At 64.9% G+C, this 21294-nt stretch carries 18 protein-coding genes, 1 pseudogene and 1 riboswitch; of the genes and pseudogenes, 10 read left to right on the forward strand and 9 right to left on the reverse strand.

The window, feature by feature from the left end; genetic code table 11:
• Positions 1–177: 177 nt before the first annotated feature.
• From PMN64_RS22820 to PMN64_RS22830, 3 genes are all read left to right on the forward strand, one after another.
• A complete protein-coding gene (locus PMN64_RS22820; RefSeq protein ID WP_411782269.1) occupies positions 178–1905 on the forward strand; it encodes an alpha/beta hydrolase family protein in 1728 nt (575 codons plus the stop codon).
• A 126-nt stretch (positions 1906–2031) separates the two neighbouring features.
• Positions 2032–3246 (forward strand): NADP-dependent isocitrate dehydrogenase, encoded by a 1215-nt coding sequence (locus PMN64_RS22825; protein WP_016848511.1) that lies wholly within the window; start codon positions 2032–2034, stop codon positions 3244–3246.
• A gap of 36 nt (positions 3247–3282) precedes the next feature.
• Positions 3283–3783, forward strand: a complete 501-nt coding sequence (locus tag PMN64_RS22830) for a DUF3455 domain-containing protein (RefSeq protein WP_411782270.1) — start codon at positions 3283–3285, stop codon at positions 3781–3783.
• Between the two features lie 93 nt (positions 3784–3876).
• On the opposite strand, the gene PMN64_RS22835 is transcribed toward PMN64_RS22830, so the two are convergent.
• Together PMN64_RS22835 and alaS are read right to left on the reverse strand one after the other, a co-directional pair.
• On the reverse strand, positions 3877–5127 hold the full coding sequence (locus PMN64_RS22835) for a cyclic nucleotide-gated ion channel (RefSeq protein WP_411782281.1): 1251 nt from the start codon (positions 5125–5127) through the stop codon (positions 3877–3879).
• Between the two features lie 11 nt (positions 5128–5138).
• Complete coding sequence (alaS, locus tag PMN64_RS22840) at positions 5139–7826, reverse strand: alanine--tRNA ligase (protein WP_411782271.1); 2688 nt, start codon at positions 7824–7826, stop codon at positions 5139–5141.
• A gap of 202 nt (positions 7827–8028) precedes the next feature.
• A riboswitch (glycine riboswitch) is annotated at positions 8029–8117 on the forward strand.
• Between the two features lie 141 nt (positions 8118–8258).
• Here alaS and gcvT point away from each other — a divergent pair.
• The 4 genes from gcvT (at position 8259) to PMN64_RS22860 (ending at position 13510) form a co-directional block, all read left to right on the forward strand.
• The gene (gcvT, locus tag PMN64_RS22845) at positions 8259–9404 is read left to right on the forward strand and encodes a glycine cleavage system aminomethyltransferase GcvT (protein WP_411782272.1); all 1146 of its coding nucleotides are present in this window, start codon (positions 8259–8261) and stop codon (positions 9402–9404) included.
• 19 nt (positions 9405–9423) lie between these two features.
• Complete coding sequence (gene gcvH, locus PMN64_RS22850; protein WP_016848516.1) at positions 9424–9789, forward strand: glycine cleavage system protein GcvH; 366 nt, start codon at positions 9424–9426, stop codon at positions 9787–9789.
• A 156-nt stretch (positions 9790–9945) separates the two neighbouring features.
• Positions 9946–12819: an aminomethyl-transferring glycine dehydrogenase gene (gcvP, locus tag PMN64_RS22855; protein ID WP_411782273.1), complete on the forward strand. Its 2874-nt coding sequence runs from the start codon at positions 9946–9948 to the stop codon at positions 12817–12819.
• Positions 12820–13072: 253 nt separating this feature from the next.
• The gene (locus tag PMN64_RS22860; protein WP_411782274.1) at positions 13073–13510 is read left to right on the forward strand and encodes an acyl-CoA thioesterase; all 438 of its coding nucleotides are present in this window, start codon (positions 13073–13075) and stop codon (positions 13508–13510) included.
• Positions 13511–13565: 55 nt separating this feature from the next.
• Here PMN64_RS22860 and PMN64_RS22865 read toward each other — a convergent pair whose 3' ends face one another.
• Both PMN64_RS22865 and recA read right to left on the reverse strand, forming a co-directional pair.
• Entirely contained in the window at positions 13566–14576 is a 1011-nt protein-coding gene (locus tag PMN64_RS22865) for a hypothetical protein (RefSeq protein WP_411782275.1), read from the reverse strand.
• Positions 14577–14656: 80 nt separating this feature from the next.
• Complete coding sequence (gene recA, locus PMN64_RS22870; protein ID WP_304496089.1) at positions 14657–15745, reverse strand: recombinase RecA; 1089 nt, start codon at positions 15743–15745, stop codon at positions 14657–14659.
• A gap of 868 nt (positions 15746–16613) precedes the next feature.
• On the opposite strand from recA, the gene PMN64_RS22875 reads away from it, so the two are divergent.
• Positions 16614–16817, forward strand: a complete 204-nt coding sequence (locus PMN64_RS22875) for a hypothetical protein (RefSeq protein ID WP_016848526.1) — start codon at positions 16614–16616, stop codon at positions 16815–16817.
• A 67-nt stretch (positions 16818–16884) separates the two neighbouring features.
• On the opposite strand, the gene PMN64_RS22880 is transcribed toward PMN64_RS22875, so the two are convergent.
• The 3 genes from PMN64_RS22880 to PMN64_RS22890 form a co-directional block, all read right to left on the reverse strand.
• Positions 16885–17115, reverse strand: a complete 231-nt coding sequence (locus tag PMN64_RS22880; protein ID WP_016848527.1) for a hypothetical protein — start codon at positions 17113–17115, stop codon at positions 16885–16887.
• 97 nt (positions 17116–17212) lie between these two features.
• Positions 17213–17515 carry a hypothetical protein gene (locus PMN64_RS22885; RefSeq protein ID WP_028339850.1) on the reverse strand — a complete coding sequence of 101 codons (303 nt, stop codon included), beginning with the start codon at positions 17513–17515 and terminating at the stop codon, positions 17213–17215.
• A gap of 88 nt (positions 17516–17603) precedes the next feature.
• Positions 17604–17735, reverse strand: coding sequence for a peptidylprolyl isomerase (locus tag PMN64_RS22890; protein WP_411782276.1), 132 nt, complete (start codon positions 17733–17735; stop codon positions 17604–17606).
• A gap of 196 nt (positions 17736–17931) precedes the next feature.
• Here PMN64_RS22890 and PMN64_RS22895 point away from each other — a divergent pair, with 196 nt between their 5' ends.
• A complete protein-coding gene (locus PMN64_RS22895) occupies positions 17932–19407 on the forward strand; it encodes an amidase (RefSeq protein ID WP_411782277.1) in 1476 nt (491 codons plus the stop codon).
• Between the two features lie 41 nt (positions 19408–19448).
• Positions 19449–19910 carry a PaaI family thioesterase gene (locus PMN64_RS22900; RefSeq protein ID WP_411782278.1) on the forward strand — a complete coding sequence of 154 codons (462 nt, stop codon included), beginning with the start codon at positions 19449–19451 and terminating at the stop codon, positions 19908–19910.
• Positions 19911–20334: 424 nt separating this feature from the next.
• Here the strand turns inward: PMN64_RS22900 and PMN64_RS22905 are convergent, their stop codons facing one another.
• Positions 20335–20628: an HdeA/HdeB family chaperone gene (locus PMN64_RS22905; protein ID WP_168854955.1), complete on the reverse strand. Its 294-nt coding sequence runs from the start codon at positions 20626–20628 to the stop codon at positions 20335–20337.
• 311 nt (positions 20629–20939) lie between these two features.
• A pseudogene (locus tag PMN64_RS22910) lies at positions 20940–21294 on the reverse strand (hypothetical protein); the annotation flags it as partial.

The raw sequence follows: 21294 nt of genomic DNA on the forward strand, positions 1-21294 counted from the left end.
GATAACAGGGTTAGCGGCGTTTGCGAATCCTCAATCGGAATCCCAATCGCACGAAGCGAAGGCTGCCGCTTGCGCGCACTTGGCCTTCGGATAGGCTATCAACCACAACCAAAGCGAAGCTGTAAAGGCACGCTTGAGATGCCGGTTTCAACGGCGAGGCACCTTGGGGGGACGACGATGCGGGGCAGATGGACGCTGGCGATTTTGGGCCTGATCTTGATCGTGGCGGGGGGCCTGCTCGCCCACTTCACGCAGACCGCCGGCGGCATCCGGATCGAGGATGTGCGCTTCAAGGGCGCCAAGGGCAATACCATGAGCGCCCTGCTCTACATCCCGCCGAATGCCACGCCGCAGATCCCGGCGCCCGGCATCCTCGCCGTCCACGGCTATATCAATTCGCGCGAGACCCAGGACGGCTTCGCCATCGAGTTTGCCCGCCGCGGCTACGTGGTGCTCGCGCTCGACCAGACCGGCCACGGCTATAGCGACCCGCCCTCCTTCGCCAACGGTTTTGGCGGACCTGACGGCCTTGCCTATCTGCGCAGCCTCCAATTCGTCGACAAGGAGAATATCGGGCTCGAGGGCCATTCGATGGGCGGCTGGACGGTTCTGGCCGCCGCAGCAGCGATGCCCAACGACTACAAGTCGATGGTGCTGGAGGGCTCGTCCACCGGCAAGCCGTTCGCCGCCGAGGGCACGGCGAACTGGCCGCGCAACACCGCGCTGGTGTTCGCGCAGTACGAGGAATTCCCCGACCTGATGTGGGGCGTCCAGCTCGCCCGCGACGTCACCCAAAGCCCAAAGCTCTGGGCGCTGTTCGGCACGCAAGGCGCGGTCGAGCCGGGCAAGGTCTATGGCGATCCGGCTAGCGGCACCGCGCGGGTGCTGTACACCCCGGCGATGACCCATCCGGCCGAGCACATCTCGCATGAGGCGATCGGCTACAGCCTCGACTGGTTCGCCAAGACGCTGAAGGGCGGCACGCCGCGCCCGGTCGACGACCAGATCTGGTTCCGCAAGGAGATCGGCACGCTCATCGCCCTCATCGGTTTCATTGCCTTGGTCATCGGGACGTTCGACGGGCTGCTGGAGGCACCGATGTTCTCCGGCCTGCGGCTGCCGGCGGTCGCCGACGGCACCATGCCGCCGCATCAGGCCGCGAGCGGCCGGCGCTGGACGACGGCGTTCATCCTGTCCGCCTTCATCCCGGCGCTGACCTATTACCCGGCCTTTGCGCTGGGCGGCACCTTCGTCACCCCGAGCGCGTTCCTGCCGCAGGGCATAACCAACCAGATCCTGGTCTGGGCCGTCATCAACGGCCTGATCACGCTCGCCCTGATGCGGTTCGCCCCGAAGCGCGCCAGCCGGACCGGCCTTGTCGGTCAATCGGTCGTGATCGCGCTGGCTTCGGTCGCGGTCGGCTATGCCGCGCTGTGGCTCGCCGACCTCGCCTTCAAGATCGACTTCCGCTTCTGGATCGTCGCACTCAAGTTGATGAGCGCGAAGCAATTCCTCATCTTCCTGATCTATCTGATTCCGTTCACGGCGTTTTTCGTCGTGGCGCTGCACGTGCTGCACCGGAATTTCTCGACCATGGATGCGCCGCGCGGGGCGCTGTACCTGACCAACATCCTGGCGCTGACGTTCGGTTTCATCGTGTTGCTGGTGCTGCAATACGGCACGCTGTGGCTGACCGGGAAGCTGTTCAACCCGGTCCCGGACCCCGGTTTCGTGCCGCTCTCGACCATCGTCGCGATCCAGTTCGTGCCGCTGCTCGCGATCGTCGCCGTGATCGCGACCTTCACCCGGCGGCGGACCGGATCGAGCCTGCCGGGGGCCCTGATCGCGGGCCTGTTCGTGACCTGGTACATCGTCGCGGGGACGGCCACTCAGGTCCCATTTTAGGTGAAAAGATGGGCTGAAAGTGCATAACCCCTCCGCTTCCGCCCGCCCCCGGGCGGTGCTATAGCGCAGGCATCTTTTCCATCCCCGCCGTCAAAAGCGCGCCGTTCCCAAGAGGGCCTCCCCGTCATGGCAAAAATCAAGGTATCCAACCCCGTCGTCGAGCTCGATGGCGACGAGATGACCCGGATCATCTGGCAGTACATCAAGGACAAGCTGATCAACCCGTTCCTGGATGTCGAACTGCTCTATTTCGATCTGGGCATGGAATACCGCGATGAGACCAACGACCAGGTGACCATCGACGCCGCCGAAGCCATCAAGAAGGTCGGCGTCGGCGTCAAATGCGCCACCATCACCCCCGACGAGGCCCGGGTGAAGGAATTCGGCCTGAAGCAGATGTGGAAGTCGCCGAACGGCACCATCCGCAACATCCTCGGCGGCTGCATCTTCCGCGAGCCGATCATCTGCAAGAACGTGCCGCGCCTGGTTCCCGGCTGGACCAAGCCGATCATCATCGGCCGCCATGCCTATGGCGACCAGTACCGCGCCACCGACATCAAGTTCCCCGGCAAGGGCACGCTGTCGCTGAAGTTCGTCGGCGAGGACGGCACCGTGATCGAGAAGGAAGTGTTCAAGGCGCCCGGCGCCGGCGTCGCGATGGAGATGTACAATCTCGACGACTCCATCACCGATTTCGCCCGCGCCTCGTTCAACTACGGCCTGATGCGCAACTACCCGGTCTATCTGTCGACCAAGAACACGATTCTGAAGGTCTATGACGGCCGCTTCAAGGACATCTTCCAGGACGTGTTCGACCGCGAGTTCAAGAAGGAATTCGACGCCAAGGGCCTGACCTACGAGCACCGCCTGATCGACGACATGGTGGCCTCGGCGCTGAAATGGTCCGGCGGCTATGTCTGGGCCTGCAAGAACTATGACGGCGACGTGCAGTCCGACACCGTGGCCCAAGGCTACGGCTCGCTCGGCCTGATGACCTCGGTGCTGCTCACCCCCGACGGCAAGACCGTGGAAGCCGAGGCCGCCCACGGCACCGTGACCCGCCACTACCGCGAGCACCAGAAGGGCAAGGAGACCTCGACCAACTCGATCGCGTCGATCTTCGCCTGGACCCGTGGCCTCGCCCATCGCGCCAAGCTCGACAACAACGAGGCGCTGGCGAAGTTCGCCACCACCCTGGAGAAGGTCTGCGTCGCGACCGTCGAAGAGGGCTACATGACCAAGGACCTCGCGCTCCTGGTCGGCGCCGACCAGCGCTGGCTCTCGACCACCGGATTCCTCGACAAGGTGTCCGACAACCTCGTGAAGGCGATCGCGGCCTGAGGCCGTCATCCTGGGAAGACAGGTGCGAGCATGACCATGGCCCTTGTCAGAGCCGTCGTGCTCGCATCGTTCTCCCTCACCGGGTCGGCGGCATTCGCTGCCGGTCCCCTGCCCGACGCCGTCGCGGCGCCCGGCGAGTCGGCGGTTCTGTCGGTCCATGCCGAGGGCGTGCAGGTCTATGAATGCAAGCCGGTCACCGACGGCAAGCTCGCCTGGTCGTTCCGCGAACCGGTCGCGACCCTGATCGCCGATGGCCGCACGGTCGGCCGGCATTATGCGGGTCCGAACTGGGAGCATGTCGACGGCAGCGCCGTGACCGCCCGCACCGCCGGCAGCGCACCCGGCGCAACGCCTTCCGACATTGCCTGGCTGAAGCTCGAGGTGATTGCCCACCGCGGCAACGGCCTGCTCTCCGGCATCGCAACCGTGCAGCGGATCAACACCTCGGGCGGCGAGCTCAGCGGGGCCTGCGACAAATCAGGCGCGCTGAAGGGCGCGGCATATTCGGCGGATTACGTGTTCCTGCGACGGGACTGAGCGTTTTCGAGCGAAGTGGATACCGGTCCGCGTGAAGAAGACGCGCCAAACGAAGAATCGAGAGCCTCGTTCCGATTCAATCGGAATGAGGTTCTAGTCGCGGATGCCGCCGTCGGTCTCGCGCGGCGCCTGGGCGATCTCCGCGGCGGCCAGGTCGCCGCCGGCCGCGAGCGGATCGGCAAGCCGCGCCTCCGCGGTCTCCCGGACATGGGCGGCGAGCGCCGGCATGCGCTCAATCAGGGCATGGAAGTCCTGCGCATCGAGCACCAGGAGCTTGGTCTTGCGCGTCGCCGTCACCGTGCCGGAGCGGCTGGTCCGCCGCAGCAGCGCGATCTCGCCGAAGAACGCGCCGTCGGAAAGCCGCACAAGCTGGCTCGGCAGGTCGATCTCGACCTCGCCCGCGGTGATGAAATACATCGATGACGCCGCATCGCCGCGCCGCACCAGCACCTCGCCGGCCTCGATGGTCTGCGACCGCAGCAAGCGCATGATGTCGGAGATATCGGCGGCGTTGAGATGTGAGAACAGCGGCACCCGCGCCAGCATGCCCCAGGTCACGACGAAGTCGCGGCGCCGGACCTCGTCGGCGAACGCGGTCGAGATGATCGCGACCGGCAGCGCGATCATCGCGAAGCCGACCACGATCGCGACCACCGTGACGGTCCGGCCGAGCGGCGTTATCGGGACGACGTCGCCGTAACCGACGGTGCCGAGCGTCACGATCGCCCACCACATCGCCTGCGGCATGGTGCCGAACTTGTCCGGCTGCACTTTGTGCTCGATGGCATAGAGCAGCGAAGCGAACAGCAGCACCGCGCCGGTCAGGATCACGACGCAGCCGAACAGCGTGCGCCGCTCGGCATGCAGCGCCGCCAGCAGCGAGCGCATCGCGGTCGAGTAGCGCACCAGCTTGAGGAAGGGCAGCATACCGAACAGCACCAGCGCGGTCTTGTCGCCGATGGCAAGCGCGATGGCCGACGGCAGGAAGGCGAGCAGATCGATCACGCCGAGCGCCGAGAAGACGTATTCCAGCCGCGCCCGCGCCGGCGTCATGTCACGCAGCGAGTGGCCGACCACGCTCCAGAGCCGCGCGCTATATTCCAGCGCGAAGGCGATGACCGCCGCGATCTCGATGGTCGTCAGCAGCCAGCCGAACTGCGCGTCGATCTCGGGCACGGAGGCCAGAATCGCCGCCAGCACGTCGACGGCGATGATGGCGACGATGAGGCGGGCAAACCGCAAGCCGCCCGAATGCGGCAGATCATCGCGTTCGAGCAGCTCGTAGAGACGGTCACGCAGCCCGGGATCGCTGATCGTGGGCTTGAGCGGAGCCGTCGCCACGATCAGCCTCTCCGTCAGGCGCCGGCCGATGCCTGTTGAGTCATGGCCTGTTCGATCGCCGACAGCGCGGCATCGGCCTTGGCGCCGTCGGGCCCGCCGGCCTGCGCCATGTCGGGCCGGCCGCCACCGCCCTTGCCGCCGAGCACCTCGGAGCCCTTGCGCACGAGCTCGACCGCGTTGAACCGCGCGGTCAGATCGGCGGTGACGCCGACCACGATGCCGGCCTTGCCGTCCTCGGTGACGCCGACGATCGCGACCACGCCCGAGCCGATCTGCTTCTTGCCGTCGTCGACGAGACTCTTGAGATCCTTGGTCTCGACGCCCTCGACCGCGCGCGCGAGCAGCTTGACATCGCCAACCTCGCGAACGGCTGAGGCGGCGCCGTTCGACGCACCGCCGCCACCCATCGCGAGCTTCTTGCGGGCGTCAGACAGATCGCGCTCGAGCTTCTTGCGCTCCTCCATCAGCGCGGCGATCCGCGCCGGGACGTCGTCGATCGTGGTGCGCAGCTCCAGCGCCGCGGTCTTGGCCAGCGCGATGGTGTCGTTGGCGTGCTTGCGCGCGTGATGCCCGGTCAGCGCCTCGATGCGGCGGACGCCGGACGCCACCGCGCCCTCGCTGGTCACCGAGATCATGCCGATGTCGCCGGTGCGGCGGACATGGGTGCCGCCGCAAAGCTCGACCGACCAGCCGAGCGCGTTCTGGCCGTGATCGCGGGTACCCTTGCCCATCGACACGACACGAACCTCGTCGCCGTACTTCTCGCCAAACAGCGCGCGGGCGCCGGCCTCGCGGGCATCGTCGACGCCCATGACCCGGGTGGTGACCTCGTCATTCTCCAGCACGACATCGTTGGCGATGTCCTCGATCCGGGCGAGCTCTTCCGGCGTGATCTGCTTCGGATGCACGAAGTCGAAGCGCAGCCGGTCCGGCGTGACCAGCGAGCCGCGCTGGGCGATGTGATCGCCGAGTACCTGGCGCAGCGCCTCGTGCAACAGGTGCGTCGCCGAATGGTTGGCGCGGATCGACGAACGCCGGGCGTGATCGACCTCGAGCTGCAGCGCGGTGCCGACGCCGAGCGTGCCCTGCTCCACCGTGCCGAGATGCACGAACAGATCGCCGGCCTTCTTCTGCGTGTCGGTGACGCGGAACTTGACGCCCTCGCCGGTGAGCACGCCGGTGTCGCCGACCTGGCCGCCGGACTCGCCGTAGAACGGGGTCTGGTTCAGCACGATCGCACCGCTCTCGCCGGCTTTCAGGCTCTCGACCTCGGCGCCGTCCTTGATCAGCGCAGTCACCGCGCCTTCCGCGCTCTCGGTCTCGTAACCGAGGAATTCGGTCGCGCCGAGCTTCTCGCGCAGCGGGAACCACGTCGCCTCGCTCGCCGCCTCACCCGAGCCTGCCCAGGAGGCACGCGCCTTCACGCGCTGCCGCTCCATCGCGTCGGTGAACGACGCCTGGTCGACACTGATGCCGCGCGACTTCAGCGCGTCCTGCGTCAGATCGAGCGGGAAGCCGTAGGTATCGTACAGCGTGAACGCGGTGTCGCCGTCGAACATGTCGCCCTTCTTGAGGCCGGCGCTCTTCTCGTCGAGGATCGACAGGCCGCGCGCCAGGGTCTTGCGGAAGCGCGTCTCCTCCAGCCGCAGCGTCTCCTCGATCAGCTTCTCGGCGCGGACCAGATCCGGGTAGGCCTGGCCCATTTCGCGGACCAGCGCCCAGACCAGGCGATGCATCAGCGGCTCGCTCGCGCCCAAGAGCTGCGCATGGCGCATCGCGCGGCGCATGATCCGGCGCAGCACGTAGCCGCGGCCCTCGTTCGACGGCAGCACGCCGTCGGTGATCAGGAACGCCGACGAGCGCAGATGGTCCGCAATCACGCGGTACGACCCAACGTTCTGCTCGTTCGGACCGTGCCCGAGGGTGGACGCGGCGGCATCGATCAGATTGCGGAACAGATCGGTCTCGAACACGCTCTCGACGCCCTGCAGGATGCAGGCCATGCGCTCCAGCCCCATGCCGGTGTCGATCGAGGGACGCGGCAGCGCCACGCGCTCCTCCTTCGTCACCTGCTCGTACTGCATGAACACCAGGTTCCAGAATTCGAGGAAGCGATCGCCATCCTCCTCCGGGCTGCCCGGAGGTCCGCCCCAGATGTGCTCGCCGCGGTCGATGAAGATTTCGGAGCACGGACCGCACGGACCGGTATCGCCCATCGCCCAGAAATTGTCCGAGGTCGGGATGCGGATGATGCGGTCGTCCGACAAGCCCGCGATCTTCTTCCAGTAGCCGGCCGCCTCGTCGTCGGTGTGGTAGACGGTGACCAGCAGCTTGTCCTTCTTCAGCCCGAAATCCTTGGTGATCAGATTCCAAGCGAGCTCGATCGCCCGCTCCTTGAAGTAATCGCCGAACGAGAAGTTGCCGAGCATCTCGAAGAAGGTGAGATGGCGCGCGGTGTAGCCGACATTGTCGAGGTCGTTATGCTTGCCGCCGGCGCGCACGCACTTCTGCGACGTCGTCGCGCGCTGATAGGAGCGCTTCTCGACGCCGGTGAAGACGTTCTTGAACTGCACCATGCCGGCATTGGTGAACATCAAGGTCGGGTCGTTGCGCGGAACCAGCGGCGACGAGGCCACGATCTCGTGGCCGTTCTCCTTGAAGAAGTTCAGAAAGGTCGACCTGATGTCGTTGACGCTGCTCATGTTCATCCAATCGGAAAAAGGGGCCGGCCAGCCGCAAAAAGGCGTCATTTTCCGGCCGAACGCTTTTAGACATTGCCAGCTGCGGTGTCCAGAAACTGTGCAGGCGGATCATGGGCTTGCCGCGGCAGCACAAAGCCCATTGGATAGTTGCTGCAGCTGCGTTGACAGTCTTGGTGGCGCCGTGTTTTCTACCTACCTATACCTAGTCACGTCGGGAGAGACCGGCCTTACCGCCGGCGCCGAAGGAGCAACCGCCCCGGAAACTCTCAGGCAAAAGGACCGCGTGACGTCTGACATCTGGAAAGAGACGCTGGGGTTCGCCCCGATGCGTCCGCCGACGGGATAATACTCTCAGGCACAGCGACAGATGGGGCTTTCTGCAGGTTTCTCAAGGGGAAATAGGTCCCCGACGGGAACCGCGAGGGCCCTGTGATGCTTGCACGCGAAACTTCCCCGCTGAAACAGACCCCGCTGCACGCGCTGCACCTGGCGCGCGGCGCCAAGATGGTGCCGTTCGCCGGCTACGACATGCCGGTGCAATATGCGGCCGGCGTGCTGAAGGAGCATCTGCACACCCGCAAGGAAGCCGGCCTGTTCGACGTGTCGCACATGGGCCAGCTCGCGCTGAAGGCCAAATCCGGCAAGGTCACCGACGCTGCGCTCGCGCTTGAAAAACTGGTGCCGCAAGACATCGTCGGCATCGCGCCGGGACGGCAGCGCTACGCGCAATTCACCAACAATGACGGCGGCCTGCTCGACGACCTGATGGTGGCGAATTTCGGCGATCACCTGTTCCTGGTGGTCAACGCCGCATGCAAGGCCGAGGACGAGGCGCATCTGCGCGCTAGCCTCGCCGACGCTTGCGAGATCGTATCGCTGGCCGACCGCGCGCTGATCGCGCTGCAGGGACCGAAAGCCGAATCGGCACTGGCGAAACTTTGTGCAGATGTCAGTTCGATGAAATTCATGGACGCCGGTCCGCGCCGCGTCGGCGACGTCGACTGCTTCGTCTCGCGCTCCGGCTATACCGGCGAGGACGGCTTTGAGATTTCCGTGCCCGCAGACAAGGTGGAAGCCGTGGTCACCGCGCTGCTCGACAATCCCGACGTGTTGCCGATCGGGCTCGGCGCGCGCGACAGCCTGCGGCTCGAAGCCGGGCTGTGCCTCTATGGCCATGACATCGACACCACGACGACGCCGGTCGAAGGCGCGCTGGAATGGTCGGTGCAGAAGGTTCGCCGCAGCGGCGGCGCCCGCGCCGGCGGCTTCCCCGGCGCCGACAAGATTCTGGCGCAGTTCGCAGATGGCGCCGCGCGCCGGCGGGTCGGCCTGAAGCCCGACGGCCGCACCCCGGTGCGCGAAGGCGCCGCATTGTTCGCCGATGCCGCCTCGACCGAGCAGCTCGGCAAGGTGACCTCGGGCGGCTTCGGCCCGAGCCTCAATGCGCCGGTCGCGATGGGCTATCTGCCGACCGCCCTTTCCGCCGTCGGCACCACCGTTTTCGCCGAAGTGCGTGGCCAGCGGCTGCCGCTGAAAGTCGCCGCCACGCCCTTCGTCCCCAATACCTACAAACGCTAAACGCCAAAGGATCGATCCCATGACGACGCTGTACACGTCCGACCACGAATGGCTCCGCATCGAGGGCGACGTCGCCACGATCGGGATCACCGATTACGCGCAGTCGCAGCTCGGCGACGTCGTGTTCGTCGAACTGCCCAAGGTCGGCCGCAGCCTGAAGAAGGCCGAGGCCGCCGCGGTCGTCGAATCCGTCAAGGCCGCCTCCGACGTTTACGCACCGATCACCGGCGAGGTGGTCGAGGTCAACGACGCGCTCGCCGCCGAGCCCGCGCTGGTCAATTCGGACGCCGGCGGCAAGGCCTGGTTCTTCAAGATGAAGATTGCCGACAAGGGCGAGCTCGGCGGCCTGATGGACGAGGCCGCCTACGCCGCGCACACCGCCTGAGAGAATGAAGCAGATTGCCACCACACACTCACTGTCATCGCCCGACTTGATCGGGCGACCCAGTACGCCGCGGCCCTTCAGCTCAATCACTGATGTCCCGGCGTACTGGATACCCCGCTTTCGCGGAGTATGACGGCTGACAACGAGGACCACGTCATGAACGCGCCCTTCAAGCCGATCAACGAAGCCGCCACCGATTTCGTCCGCCGCCACATCGGACCGTCGCCGCGCGACATCAACGCGATGCTGGAGACGGTCGGCGCCGCGAGCCTGCAGGCGCTGATGAATGAAACGCTGCCGGCCTCGATCCGCCAAAAGGCGCCGCTCGATCTCGGCCGGGCGCTGAGCGAGACCGAGGCGCTCGCGCATATGAGTGAGCTCGCCGCGCAGAACCAGGTGTTCACCTCGCTGATCGGCCAGGGCTATTCCGGCACCATCCTGCCCGCGGTGATCCAGCGCAACATCCTGGAGAACCCGGCTTGGTACACCGCCTACACGCCGTATCAGCCGGAGATCAGCCAGGGCCGGCTCGAGGCCCTGTTCAACTTCCAGACCATGATCTGCGACCTCACCGGGCTCGACGTCGCCAACGCCTCGCTGCTCGACGAAGCGACCGCAGCGGCGGAAGCGATGGCGCTCGCCGAGCGCCACTCGCAGGTCAAGGCAAAGGTGTTCTTCGTCGACAAGGAGGTGCATCCGCAGACGCTGGCGGTGATGCGCACGCGCGCCGCGCCGCTGGGCTGGGCGCTGGTGGTCGGCGATCCCCTGACCGAGCTCGACAACGCCGATGTGCTCGGCGCGCTGCTGCAATATCCGGGAACATCGGGCGCGGTGCGCGACCTCAAGCCTGCCATCGCATCGCTGCGCGCCAAGGGCGCGCTTGCGATCGTCGCGGCGGACCTGCTGTCGCTGACGCTGCTCACCTCGCCCGGCGAGTTCGGCGCAGACATCGCGATCGGCTCGGCGCAGCGGTTCGGCGTGCCGATGGGTTATGGCGGACCGCACGCCGCCTACATGGCGGTGCGCGACACGCTGAAGCGCTCGCTGCCCGGCCGCCTCGTCGGCCTCTCGGTGGATTCGCGTGGGCAGCCCGCCTATCGCCTCGCCCTGCAGACCCGCGAGCAGCATATCCGCCGTGAAAAGGCGACCTCGAACATCTGCACCGCGCAGGTGCTGCTTGCCGTGATCGCCTCGATGTATGCGGTCTATCACGGTCCCGAGGGCCTGACCCATATCGCACGCAGCGTGCATCGCCGCGCGACCGTGCTTGCCGCCGGCCTGCGCAAGCTCGGCTTTGCGCCGACCAGCGAAGCGTTCTTCGATACCGTGACGGTCGAGGCCGGAGCGAAGCAGATCGAGATTGTCTCCCGCGCGCAGGCGGAGCGGATCAATCTGCGCATCGGTGCGACCACGCTCGGCATCGCGCTCGACGAAACCACGACGCCGGAGACCGTCGAGGCAGTATGGCGCGTGTTCGGCGGCAAGCTCAGCTTTGCCGAGATCGAAGCGGCCGCGCGCGAGGCGCTGCCGAAGGAGCTGCGGCGCACCAGCGCGTTCCTCACCCATCCGGTGTTCAACACCCACCGCTCGGAGACGGAGCTGCTGCGCTACATGCGCAAGCTCAGTGATCGCGACCTCGCGCTCGACCGCGCGATGATCCCGCTCGGCTCCTGCACGATGAAGCTCAACGCCACCACCGAGATGATCCCGCTGACCTGGCCGGCGTTCGGCAATCTGCATCCGTTCGCGCCCGCAGATCAGGCCAAGGGCTATCACGCGCTGTTCAAGCGGCTGGAGCAGTGGCTGTGCGACATCACCGGCTATGACGCGGTCTCGCTGCAGCCGAATTCCGGCGCGCAGGGCGAATATGCCGGACTGCTGGCGATCCGCGGCTATCACCTGGCGCGCGGCGAGCCGCACCGCAAGATGTGCCTGATCCCCTCCTCCGCGCACGGCACCAATCCGGCCTCGGCCGCGATGGTCGGCATGGAGGTCGTGGTGGTGGCGTGCGATGCGCGCGGCGACGTCGACGTCAATGATCTCCGCGCCAAGGCCGAGAAGCACTCCGCCAACCTTGCCGCTGTGATGATCACCTATCCGTCGACCCACGGCGTGTTCGAGGAGCATATCCGCGAGATCTGCGACATCGTGCATGCGCATGGCGGCCAGGTCTATCTCGATGGCGCCAACATGAACGCGCAGGTCGGGCTCTCGCGGCCCGGCGATTACGGCGCCGATGTCAGCCATCTCAATTTGCACAAGACCTTCTGCATTCCGCATGGCGGCGGCGGCCCCGGCATGGGCCCGATCGGCGTGAAGGCGCATCTTGCGCCTTATCTGCCGGGCCATCCCGCAACCGACGGAGCGACGGCGCACGCCATCGGCCCGGTGTCGGCCGCGCCGTTCGGCTCGGCCTCGATCCTGACCATCTCCTACATCTACATCCTGATGATGGGCGGCGAAGGCCTCACGCGCGCCACCGAGATCGCGATCCTCAATGCCAACTACATCGCCGCACGGCTGCAGCCGCACTTCCCGGTGCTGTACCGCAACGAGCGCGGCCGCGTTGCGCATGAGTGCATCGTCGATCCGCGGGCGCTGAAGACGACCAGCGGCGTCACCGTCGACGACATCGCTAAGCGGCTGATCGATTATGGCTTCCACGCACCGACCATGAGCTTCCCGGTGGCGGGCACGCTGATGATCGAACCGACGGAGTCGGAATCGAAGTTCGAGATCGACCGCTTCTGCGACGCCATGATCGCGATCCGCGACGAAATCGCGGAGATCGAAAAGGGCCGCTGGAAGGTCGAGGCCTCGCCGCTGCGCCACGCGCCGCACACCGTCCACGACATTGCCGACGATGACTGGAACCGGGCCTACACCCGCGCCGAGGGCTGCTTCCCGGCCGGCGTGTCGCGGTCCGACAAATACTGGAGCCCGGTCGGCCGCGTCGACAACGTCTATGGCGACCGCAACCTGGTATGCTCATGCCCGCCGGTCGAGGACTACGCGCAGGCGGCAGAGTAGATCGGCCGTTGATGTCACCATTGTAGGATGGGTAGAGCGCAGCGAAACCCATCAATTGCATCTGGGCGGCAAGGTGATGGGTTTCGCTTCGCTCTACCCATCCTACGATCCAATCGGAGTATGGGTTGAGCCCTGCGGCTCAACCCACCATTTCAAAGAAAAGAGCTCGTCGCTTCGCTTGCCCGCGACCTGCATCGGTCGAAGCGGGCCGCGGGACGAACGATAGCGAGGGCCGCCCGCGGCAGGAGGAAACATGCGCGAGGAATTCTGGTTTCATTTCCCGTTCCGCGTCCGCTATTCCGAGGTCGACGCACAGGCCGTGGTGTTCAACGCCCATTACCTGACCTACTTCGACACCGCGATCACCGAATATTTTCGCGCGCTCGGCTATGACTATCTCGGCGAAGTGGCGCGGACCGGGATCGACTTTCACACCGTGAAGTCGGTCGTCGAATACAAGGCGCCGATCCGGTTCGACGAGGACATCGAGGTCTGCGTGCGGGTCGCGCGGATCGGCCGCTCCTCGATCAACCTTGCGCTCGCGATCTTCGCCAAGGGCTCCGATGACCTTCGCGCTACCGGCGAGATCATCTGGGTCGCGACCGACCAGAAGACGCATCAGTCGGTCGCCGTGACCGAGGACTTGCGGGCGCTGATTGCGAGCCGCGAAAAGGCACTTGCGCGGGGGTAAGCGGACAATCCGAATTGCGCGGATTGAGTCGCAACGGTCCAATCCACGATCGGTGCTAGTGCTTGAGTAGCGCGGGGGCCCAGCGCCAGAGATTGTCGTTGGTGAGATGCGTGCCACCCCACCAGCGATCGATCGGATTGTGGCGGCTGAAGTCCTCCTTATGGGCGAGCACAGCTGCGCCGAATTCAGTGAGCGACAGCCGGCTTCGCTGGTAGGCCTTCATGCGGGCGCGCAAATTCTCGGGCGCGATAACGCGCAGCTCGTCGTCAAGCCCGGCGATCGCGGGCTGCGGGCCGTGCGCGAGCCCTTGAAGCAGCCTCCCGATCTCCATGTCATTGAAGACACCGCGTTGACGAAAGCCGCGAAGGTAGAACAGCCCGTTCGTCCCCATGAAGCCCGCCGCAATCAGTTCGAGCAGTCGCAGTTCGGTCGCGCCAAGTCCCGATGTGCTCCACGGAAGCTCCTGGAGCAGATCAAGCAGCGCCGGCCTCAGCAAGGGAAAGCCGCGGAGGTCTCGATGCAGCGCATCGAAGCAGGCTTCGGGAGTTGTTGTGCGATAGGCCTGCCAGCAGATGCTCGCAGTCTCGAGGTCGGCAGGCCGTATGTTGATCAGCGGCACTTCCTTCCATCCGCGCCATGTCTCGTGCATCATCGACAAATCGAACGCGACCAGGCGCAATTTCAGCTTGGCCGCCATCGCCGGGTAGGCCCGGAAATGATCGAGCAACCAAATCAGCTGCAATTGATCCATTGGGTTCGGATCGAACCAAAGCTCGATAATCTCGTAAGGTTCGCAGAATTCGATCAGTGCGAGATGCCGGCGCGCACGGGCATCCTGAGGCCACTGGCTCTGTGAGCTCCAGTGCGACCAATGTCCGACTGAATCCTGGTCCGACCGTAATCCGAAGTAAGCCTCAAGCTCTCCTGGCGGCGGCAGCGGTCCACCAACAAACCGAAAGCCGGATGTAATAGCGATCTCGGTGAGCCCCGAACGCGCGAGGCTAAGGCCGGACGGGCTGGTCAGGATCAGGCGTTTCATCCGCTCAACTCTCTCGACGCCAGGCACAAAGCGAAACGGGCGCCGAAGACGTCGGCAACTCAACGTCCTCAGCGCCCGCTTCCAGCGAAATGATTGAGCCTTGCGGCTTACTCTTCCGTCGGCTCCTCGCCTTCGGCGTCGCGCTCGGGCGTGCCGGCGAGGATCTGCTCGGAGATCAGGCCGGAGTTCTGCCGGATCGCGGCTTCGATCTTGGCGGTGATGTCGGGATTCGACTTCAGGAATGCCTTGGAATTCTCGCGGCCCTGACCGAGCCGCTGGCTGTCATAGGAGAACCAGGCGCCCGACTTCTCGACGATGCCGGCCTTGACGCCGAGGTCGAGGATCTCGCCCATCTTGGAGACGCCCTCGCCGTACATGATGTCGAACTCGACCTGCTTGAAGGGCGGCGCCAGCTTGTTCTTCACCACCTTGACGCGGGTGGTGTTGCCGACCACCTCGTCGCGCTCCTTGATCGCGCCGATGCGGCGGATGTCGAGGCGGACCGAGGCGTAGAATTTCAGCGCGTTGCCGCCGGTGGTGGTCTCCGGCGAGCCGTACATCACGCCGATCTTCATGCGGATCTGGTTGATGAAGATCACCATGGTGTGGGACTTGTTGATCGAGGCGGTGAGCTTGCGCAGCGCCTGGCTCATCAGGCGCGCCTGCAGGCCCGGCAGCGCATCGCCCATCTCGCCCTCGAGCTCGGCCTTCGGCACCAGCGCCGCAACCGAATCGACCACCAGCACGTCGACCGCGCCGGAGCGCACCAGCGTGTCGCAGATCTCCAGCGCCTGCTCGCCGGTGTCCGGCTGCGAGATCAAGAGCTCGTCGATGTTGACGCCGAGCTTGCGCGCATAGACCGGGTCGAGCGCGTGTTCAGCGTCGATGAAGGCGCAAATGCCGCCCTTCTTCTGGCCTTCCGCCACGGTGTGCAGCGCCAGCGTGGTCTTGCCCGAGGATTCCGGCCCGTAGATTTCGACGACGCGTCCCTTCGGCAGACCGCCGACGCCGAGCGCGATATCGAGCCCGAGCGACCCCGACGACACCGTCTCGACATCCATCGAACGGTCGTTCTTGCCGAGCTTCATCACCGAGCCCTTGCCGAACTGGCGCTCGATCTGGGAGAGCGCGGCTGAGAGGGCCTTGGACTTGTCCATGGAGGATCCTTCGACGATACGCAGTGTAGTGGCGGACATTTGGGATGTGCTCCTTATGGCGGGGATTCGCTAGCGGGACAAACGGGCGATGAGGTCGGGTGGAATGCGTTGTTGATTGGAACCTCGTACCACGTTTGTTCTATGTTCGCAATATGTTCTTTCAGGCCAGAAGGTGCCGGCCCGTTTCCATCCACAATGGCCTGCTTTGATTTTTGGAGTGGCCTGGTTTGGGTTTAACCCCGCCGCAACCAAGGGTTAGCCGATGTTCTCGGTAGGACTACTGAGGAGGCTCTCAGATGTTCTGGCCCCATAACTTCCTGCGGGTCGCGATCTGTTCTCGCGGAATATTTACTGGAACAATCGGCCCGGCAGTGCCCTTATTTGGGGGCCCCCAGCCAGACAGGTAGCCCCCCGACTGCTGGAGGAAAACCCGCCTCCGGGACGGGTTGGCGGCCCCCTGTTGGGGCCGTTTAAAATTCCGTAGTTCTCCGGCCAAGAACAAAGTTCCGGGCCGTACTGCATCTCGCGCCCGAAGTTCCCCTGATAATCAACAGGTTAACCTGACAGGCTCGACCGCGTCAGATAACGGTTGGCACAATCTGCATACTACCTTCGTACCCCTCCTGAGCCCTGGAAAAACTCCGTAGCGTTCGACGGGAAGACTCGGGTTCCGCCAGTGTTCGTAACATTGGCCTGCTCAACCAACGCGGATCGCGCGGCGCTGGACAGGCAACACGGCTGGCGACGGTTCCCTGGCGACGCTGCTGGCGGACGAATCCTTTCCGGAATCCACAACGACGGCTCGAACGGGCGCGGCCTTTCACACGACCTTTTTACGGGTGCTCATTATTACTACAACTAATGGTTTAAATATCGACGACCGCCTTCATTCGCGGAACCGTTACAGATGATCCACAGGGGCATCGAGTTCAGCGTCACCCAGCTGATGGCCGGCGTCTGGAAATGGCGCTTCCAGATCGGCGATCGCGTCTTCACGGGCAAGACCGAAGCAAAGCTCGATCTTCTGGCGATCCGCCGCGTGCAACTGCGGATCGATCGCGAGCTGAACAATCTGGAACGGGAACGGACCCGCGGTAGCAACGGGGACTGAGGCACGGTCTACCGTGCACGCCCCGGTGCCCTGACCGGCTGGCCCTCGCGCTTCGCTCGAAAACGCTTCAATCCGCGCTTGCCAGCCGCCGCATCGTGAACTCGATGTCGCCGCCGGGGAGCTCGCGCCAGCTCTCGACGGCGCTCATATAGGCCGCCTTCGGGTAGCGCTTGAGAAAGTCACGCGCCCTCACGCGGGCCTGATCGCGTGGCAGGCTGAAGGTCTCGCGCAGATAGCCGTCGTCCGGCTTTCGCCGCTCGGCCATCCGGCTGGCGAGATCGCGCGGACGAGACACCATGCCGCAACTCCGGACCAACTGACGACACCCCAATATAGGGGCGGCGGCAGGAGAATCCGAGTCTGCAGGAGACGGATGAAGTCGCCCCGAACGGGCGTTACTGGCTGCGCGGCGCGGCGCTTCCGGGCTGCGCCGAGCTTCCGGTCTTGGTCTTCGGCTTGGCGGGATGGGCGGCCGCCTTCGGCGGATCGCTGCGCACGACGCCCCAGGGATCGGACGATCCCTTGGCATCGGGAATCTTGCTGAGCGAGTCCTTGTAGGCCTTGTCCCTGACCGCGTCCTGCTCCTTCTCCTCCTGGGTCCTGGTCTTGACCTCAGGCATCAGGTTGACGTTCGGCATCTGCGCATAGGCCGGCGCCGACAGCAGCACCGCAACCGCGACTGCGCACAAAACTCTCATGAGTCCGCTCCTTGCATTTTCGTCGCCGGTATATCACCGCAAGAAAGCCGTCGCCAAGCGTGTCTGGCCAAGCGCGCCTGCCCCGGCCCTAGAGCTGGTCTGACTTGCAGGATTTCGGCGACTGCATCCAGTCGTCCCAGACCGGACCGCAGCGCGTGCAACCGCTGAGCGCAAGCCCGATCGCAACCACGCCGCCGAGCAACACCAATTTGCGGAACATGGACGCCCCCACCACTCGCGAGGAGGCGACTGGGCACCGAAACTGGGGCAATTTCAAGCCGGGCACGGCGCTTGCAACGCAGCGCCCGTCGGAACGTAGCGCAAGCGCGCATCGGAACGCAGCGCAGCGCGCGTCGGTTTGACCGGGCGGCCGCGCAAATTACACTGCGCAACAAAGCAGAAAAGGAATCGATCAAATGACTTTGGCGATGAGCTGGGACGAGTGGACGCAGCATGACGGGACGGCGCTCGCAGGGCGCGTCCGGAGCGGCGAGTTGACGCCCCGTGAGCTGGCGTCGCAGGCAGCCAGCGCCGTCGCCAAGGTCGATCCCGCGCTCTCCGGCGTCGTCGAGCTGTTCGACGATGTGATCGCCGACCCCGCGCGCGACGGCGCCGACCTCGACGGCCCGTTCGCCGGCCTGCCCTTCCTGATGAAGGACCTCGGCCCGACCTTGAAGGGGCGGCTGCAGGAGATGGGCTCGCTGATGATGCGCGGCAATCGCGCCGCGGCAGATACCTTCCTGACCGCGAAGATGCGCAAGGCCGGCCTCAATTTGATCGGCCGCACCACGACGCCGGAGTTCGGCGTCTGCAGCTCGGCGGAAAATCCCGCGGTCTACGTCACGCGCAATCCCTGGAACACCGACTACACCACCTGCGGCTCGTCGGCCGGCAGCGCGGCGATGGTCGCCGCCGGCGCCGTGCCGATCGCGCATGCGACCGACGGCGGCGGCTCGATCCGGATTCCCGCCGGGGTCAACGGCAATATCGGCCTGAAAGTCTCGCGCGGCGTGTTCTCACTCGCGCCGCATCTGTCCGATCTCACCGGGCTGGTCTCGATCCAGGGCTGCCAGTCGCGCACGGTGCGCGACACCGCTGGCTTCGTCGATGCCTGCCGGGGACCTGCGCCCGGCGAGTTCATGCCGTTCTGGACTTCGCCCGAGCCATATGCCGCGATGATCGCGCGTGATCCCGGCCGGCTCAGAATCGCGCTGTCGCACACATGGGGCGACTATCGCGCGACGCCGCACATCACAGCCGAGCTCGAGCGGGTCGGACGTTTCCTCGAAGGCCTCGGCCATCAGGTCGATTACGCACTGCCGGCGATCGACTATCGGGAAGCCTTCGCGGCGCAGACCACTTGCTACATCAGCAATTTCGCCGTCGTGATCGGCAACATGCTCGCCGCGCGCGGCCTCGAGCGGCCCCCAGTGGAACTGATCGAGCCGATCAACATCCGCATCTGGGAGCACGGCCGCGACTTCAGCTTCGCCGATCGCGCCCGCATGCAGGCCGTCTTCAACGCCACCTCGCGCGGCTTCGGCGCCTTCTTCGAGGACTGGGACATCATCCTGACGCCGGTCACGGCGCTGCCGACGCCGAAGGTCGGCACCACGGAGTATCTCACCATCTCGGACAATCCGTCGGTGCTGGACTGGTTCGGCAATCTCTGGCGCAACTTCGCCTTCACGCCGCTCGCCAATCTCTGCGGCATCCCCGCGATCTCGCTGCCGCTCGCGACCAACGAGCACGGCCTGCCGCTCGGCATCCAGGCGATCGGAAAGCAAGCGAGTGACGGGCTGTTGCTGCAGCTCGCCGCCCAGATCGAACGGGCGATCGACGGCAAGTGGAATGCGGGCAACACGCCGGCCGTGCATGTCACGCGCAACTAGGCGATAAATGGCAAAACCATCAGCGGAGGAAACGGGACGTCATGCAGCAGGCCGGTGAATTCGGGATCGACGACGCGAAACGCGTGCTCGGCGACGTCTTTGCGCCATGGGTGCAGGACCTCAATCTGGCGATCGAGCAGTTCGACATCGCGCCGCCTGCCGGCAGCGATGCCGATTGGCAGCCCGGCGCCATCCTGCGCATGCCGTTTTCCGAGCGATTGTGCCGCAATGGCGGCATCGTCTGCGGCCAGGCGCTGATGGCGTTCGCCGACACCGCGATGGTGCTCGCCAACCTCGCGGCCAACAAGGGCTATCGGCCGATGACGACGGTCGACCAGACCACGCATTTCATGCGCGCGGTGACGGCGTCCGACGTGCTGGCCGACGCCCGCGTGGTCAGGCTCGGCCGCACCATGAGCTTCGGCCGCGTCACGCTGCTCTCCGCCACCGACAACAAGCCGGTGGCGATGGTATCGAGCGCGTTCGCGATGCTGCCTGGATAGGCCTCTCGCATCAAAGACGGTGTATCTCCTCATCCCCGCGCAAAGGCTTCGCCTTTGTCGCTGGAGGAGCTTGCGCAGCAAGCGTCTCGAAGGACGAGGCCACCAGCCTGGCCTCATGGTTCGCCTGGCGATGCGAAGCATCGTACAGAGACGCGCGTTCCGCGCTCCTCACCATGAGGGTTCAGGCTAATCAAGCTGCAACATTTACTTGCCGAGCTTCTTGCCGCGCATTGAGATGATGGGTTTCTCCTCGCTCTACCCATCCTACGCAACTGTCATCGCCCGGCTTGACCGGGCGATCCAGTACGCCGCGGCCTCTCATTCCATCACCACGGTCTGCGGAATACTGGATCACCCGCATGCGCGGGTGATGACACTGAGCAAGCCGACTAGACCAATCCCGCCATAGCTTGCGTAGCAAGATTTACTTGCCGAGCACGGCCTCCGCGGCGTTGACGATGCTGATGGTCGGATTCTTTCCGCAATAGGTGCCGAACTTCTTGGCGTTCTCGGTAAACACGTCGGTGTCGATGATCGCCTCGTCGGAATCGCCCTTGTACCAGCCGTCCATCCAGACCAGCACCATCTTGATGGTGTCGTCGCCGCCTTCGACGAACTGTTTGCAGGTCATGGTCGAGAGATCGAGGACGGTGGCGCTGGCCGGCGCCGACGACAGAGCGAGCGCGGCGGCAAGCATGATCGAGGCAGTGATCTTCATCGCAATCTCCATGGGCATGATCTGAAATCAACGGGTTCGCCGGAAGCCCGGCGGGTCCGTTCGCGACCTCGTATGCGAAGCATCACGGCGAACGCAAGCGAGACATCGCGCAACTTTGTCTGCACGTCGCTTCAGTGCACGGATTGAGAATTCGTGTTCCTGATTTGTGACGGGTCGCGCTAAAGCGTGATGAGAACAGGGCGTGTACTCGAAAATCCAGTGTATGCGAGCGGATAGCGAGGTCGGTGTCGCTCTCAAAAGCCGACATCAGCAATGCTGTGGTGAATGTCCGCTCAGGGCCAAGAAGCGACCTAAGTCGTGCCGACTAGCGAATTAGACGCGGTCGGTCGCGTCATCGCTAAATCCTGCCAAGCGACCAGAAGGCGAACCAGATCCGTGGCCGAGAACCCATAGGTGTCGGGCAATGCGCAGTTTCGGCCCCCGGTCAACCAAGCGTTAGACTGCTCCAAAAAGCTGAAGACTGGCTTCGCAGATCGAAACACCACCATTTGCCTCCTGCGGGTCGAATAAACCCCAAAGTCGCTGACCTGCGCCCAATAGAAGGCCCTTGTTCGATACAGGTTGGTCACTTCAAAACCTGCCTGATTGAGGCTCAGCGAGCACGCACCAGGTTGAAGAGCAAGTATGCTCACGATGCCGGCAGTA

It is taken from the genome of Bradyrhizobium sp. UFLA01-814, assembly GCF_046718885.1.
Lineage (GTDB): Bacteria > Pseudomonadota > Alphaproteobacteria > Rhizobiales > Xanthobacteraceae > Bradyrhizobium > Bradyrhizobium elkanii.

Bases quoted from the DNA above. Each gene is read 5' to 3' on its own strand.
- PMN64_RS22820 (WP_411782269.1), top strand. From the start codon at position 178: ATGCGGGGCAGATGGACGCTGGCGATTTTGGGCCTGATCTTGATCGTG.
- PMN64_RS22825 (WP_016848511.1), top strand. From the start codon at position 2,032: ATGGCAAAAATCAAGGTATCCAACCCCGTCGTCGAGCTCGATGGCGAC.
- PMN64_RS22830 (WP_411782270.1), top strand. From the start codon at position 3,283: ATGGCCCTTGTCAGAGCCGTCGTGCTCGCATCGTTCTCCCTCACCGGG.
- alaS (WP_411782271.1), bottom strand. From the start codon at position 7,826: ATGAGCAGCGTCAACGACATCAGGTCGACCTTTCTGAACTTCTTCAAG.
- gcvT (WP_411782272.1), top strand. From the start codon at position 8,259: ATGCTTGCACGCGAAACTTCCCCGCTGAAACAGACCCCGCTGCACGCG.
- gcvH (WP_016848516.1), top strand. From the start codon at position 9,424: ATGACGACGCTGTACACGTCCGACCACGAATGGCTCCGCATCGAGGGC.
- gcvP (WP_411782273.1), top strand. From the start codon at position 9,946: ATGAACGCGCCCTTCAAGCCGATCAACGAAGCCGCCACCGATTTCGTC.
- PMN64_RS22860 (WP_411782274.1), top strand. From the start codon at position 13,073: ATGCGCGAGGAATTCTGGTTTCATTTCCCGTTCCGCGTCCGCTATTCC.
- recA (WP_304496089.1), bottom strand. From the start codon at position 15,745: ATGTCCGCCACTACACTGCGTATCGTCGAAGGATCCTCCATGGACAAG.
- PMN64_RS22875 (WP_016848526.1), top strand. From the start codon at position 16,614: ATGATCCACAGGGGCATCGAGTTCAGCGTCACCCAGCTGATGGCCGGC.
- PMN64_RS22880 (WP_016848527.1), bottom strand. From the start codon at position 17,115: ATGGTGTCTCGTCCGCGCGATCTCGCCAGCCGGATGGCCGAGCGGCGA.
- PMN64_RS22885 (WP_028339850.1), bottom strand. From the start codon at position 17,515: ATGAGAGTTTTGTGCGCAGTCGCGGTTGCGGTGCTGCTGTCGGCGCCG.
- PMN64_RS22890 (WP_411782276.1), bottom strand. From the start codon at position 17,735: ATGTTCCGCAAATTGGTGTTGCTCGGCGGCGTGGTTGCGATCGGGCTT.
- PMN64_RS22895 (WP_411782277.1), top strand. From the start codon at position 17,932: ATGACTTTGGCGATGAGCTGGGACGAGTGGACGCAGCATGACGGGACG.
- PMN64_RS22900 (WP_411782278.1), top strand. From the start codon at position 19,449: ATGCAGCAGGCCGGTGAATTCGGGATCGACGACGCGAAACGCGTGCTC.
- PMN64_RS22905 (WP_168854955.1), bottom strand. From the start codon at position 20,628: ATGAAGATCACTGCCTCGATCATGCTTGCCGCCGCGCTCGCTCTGTCG.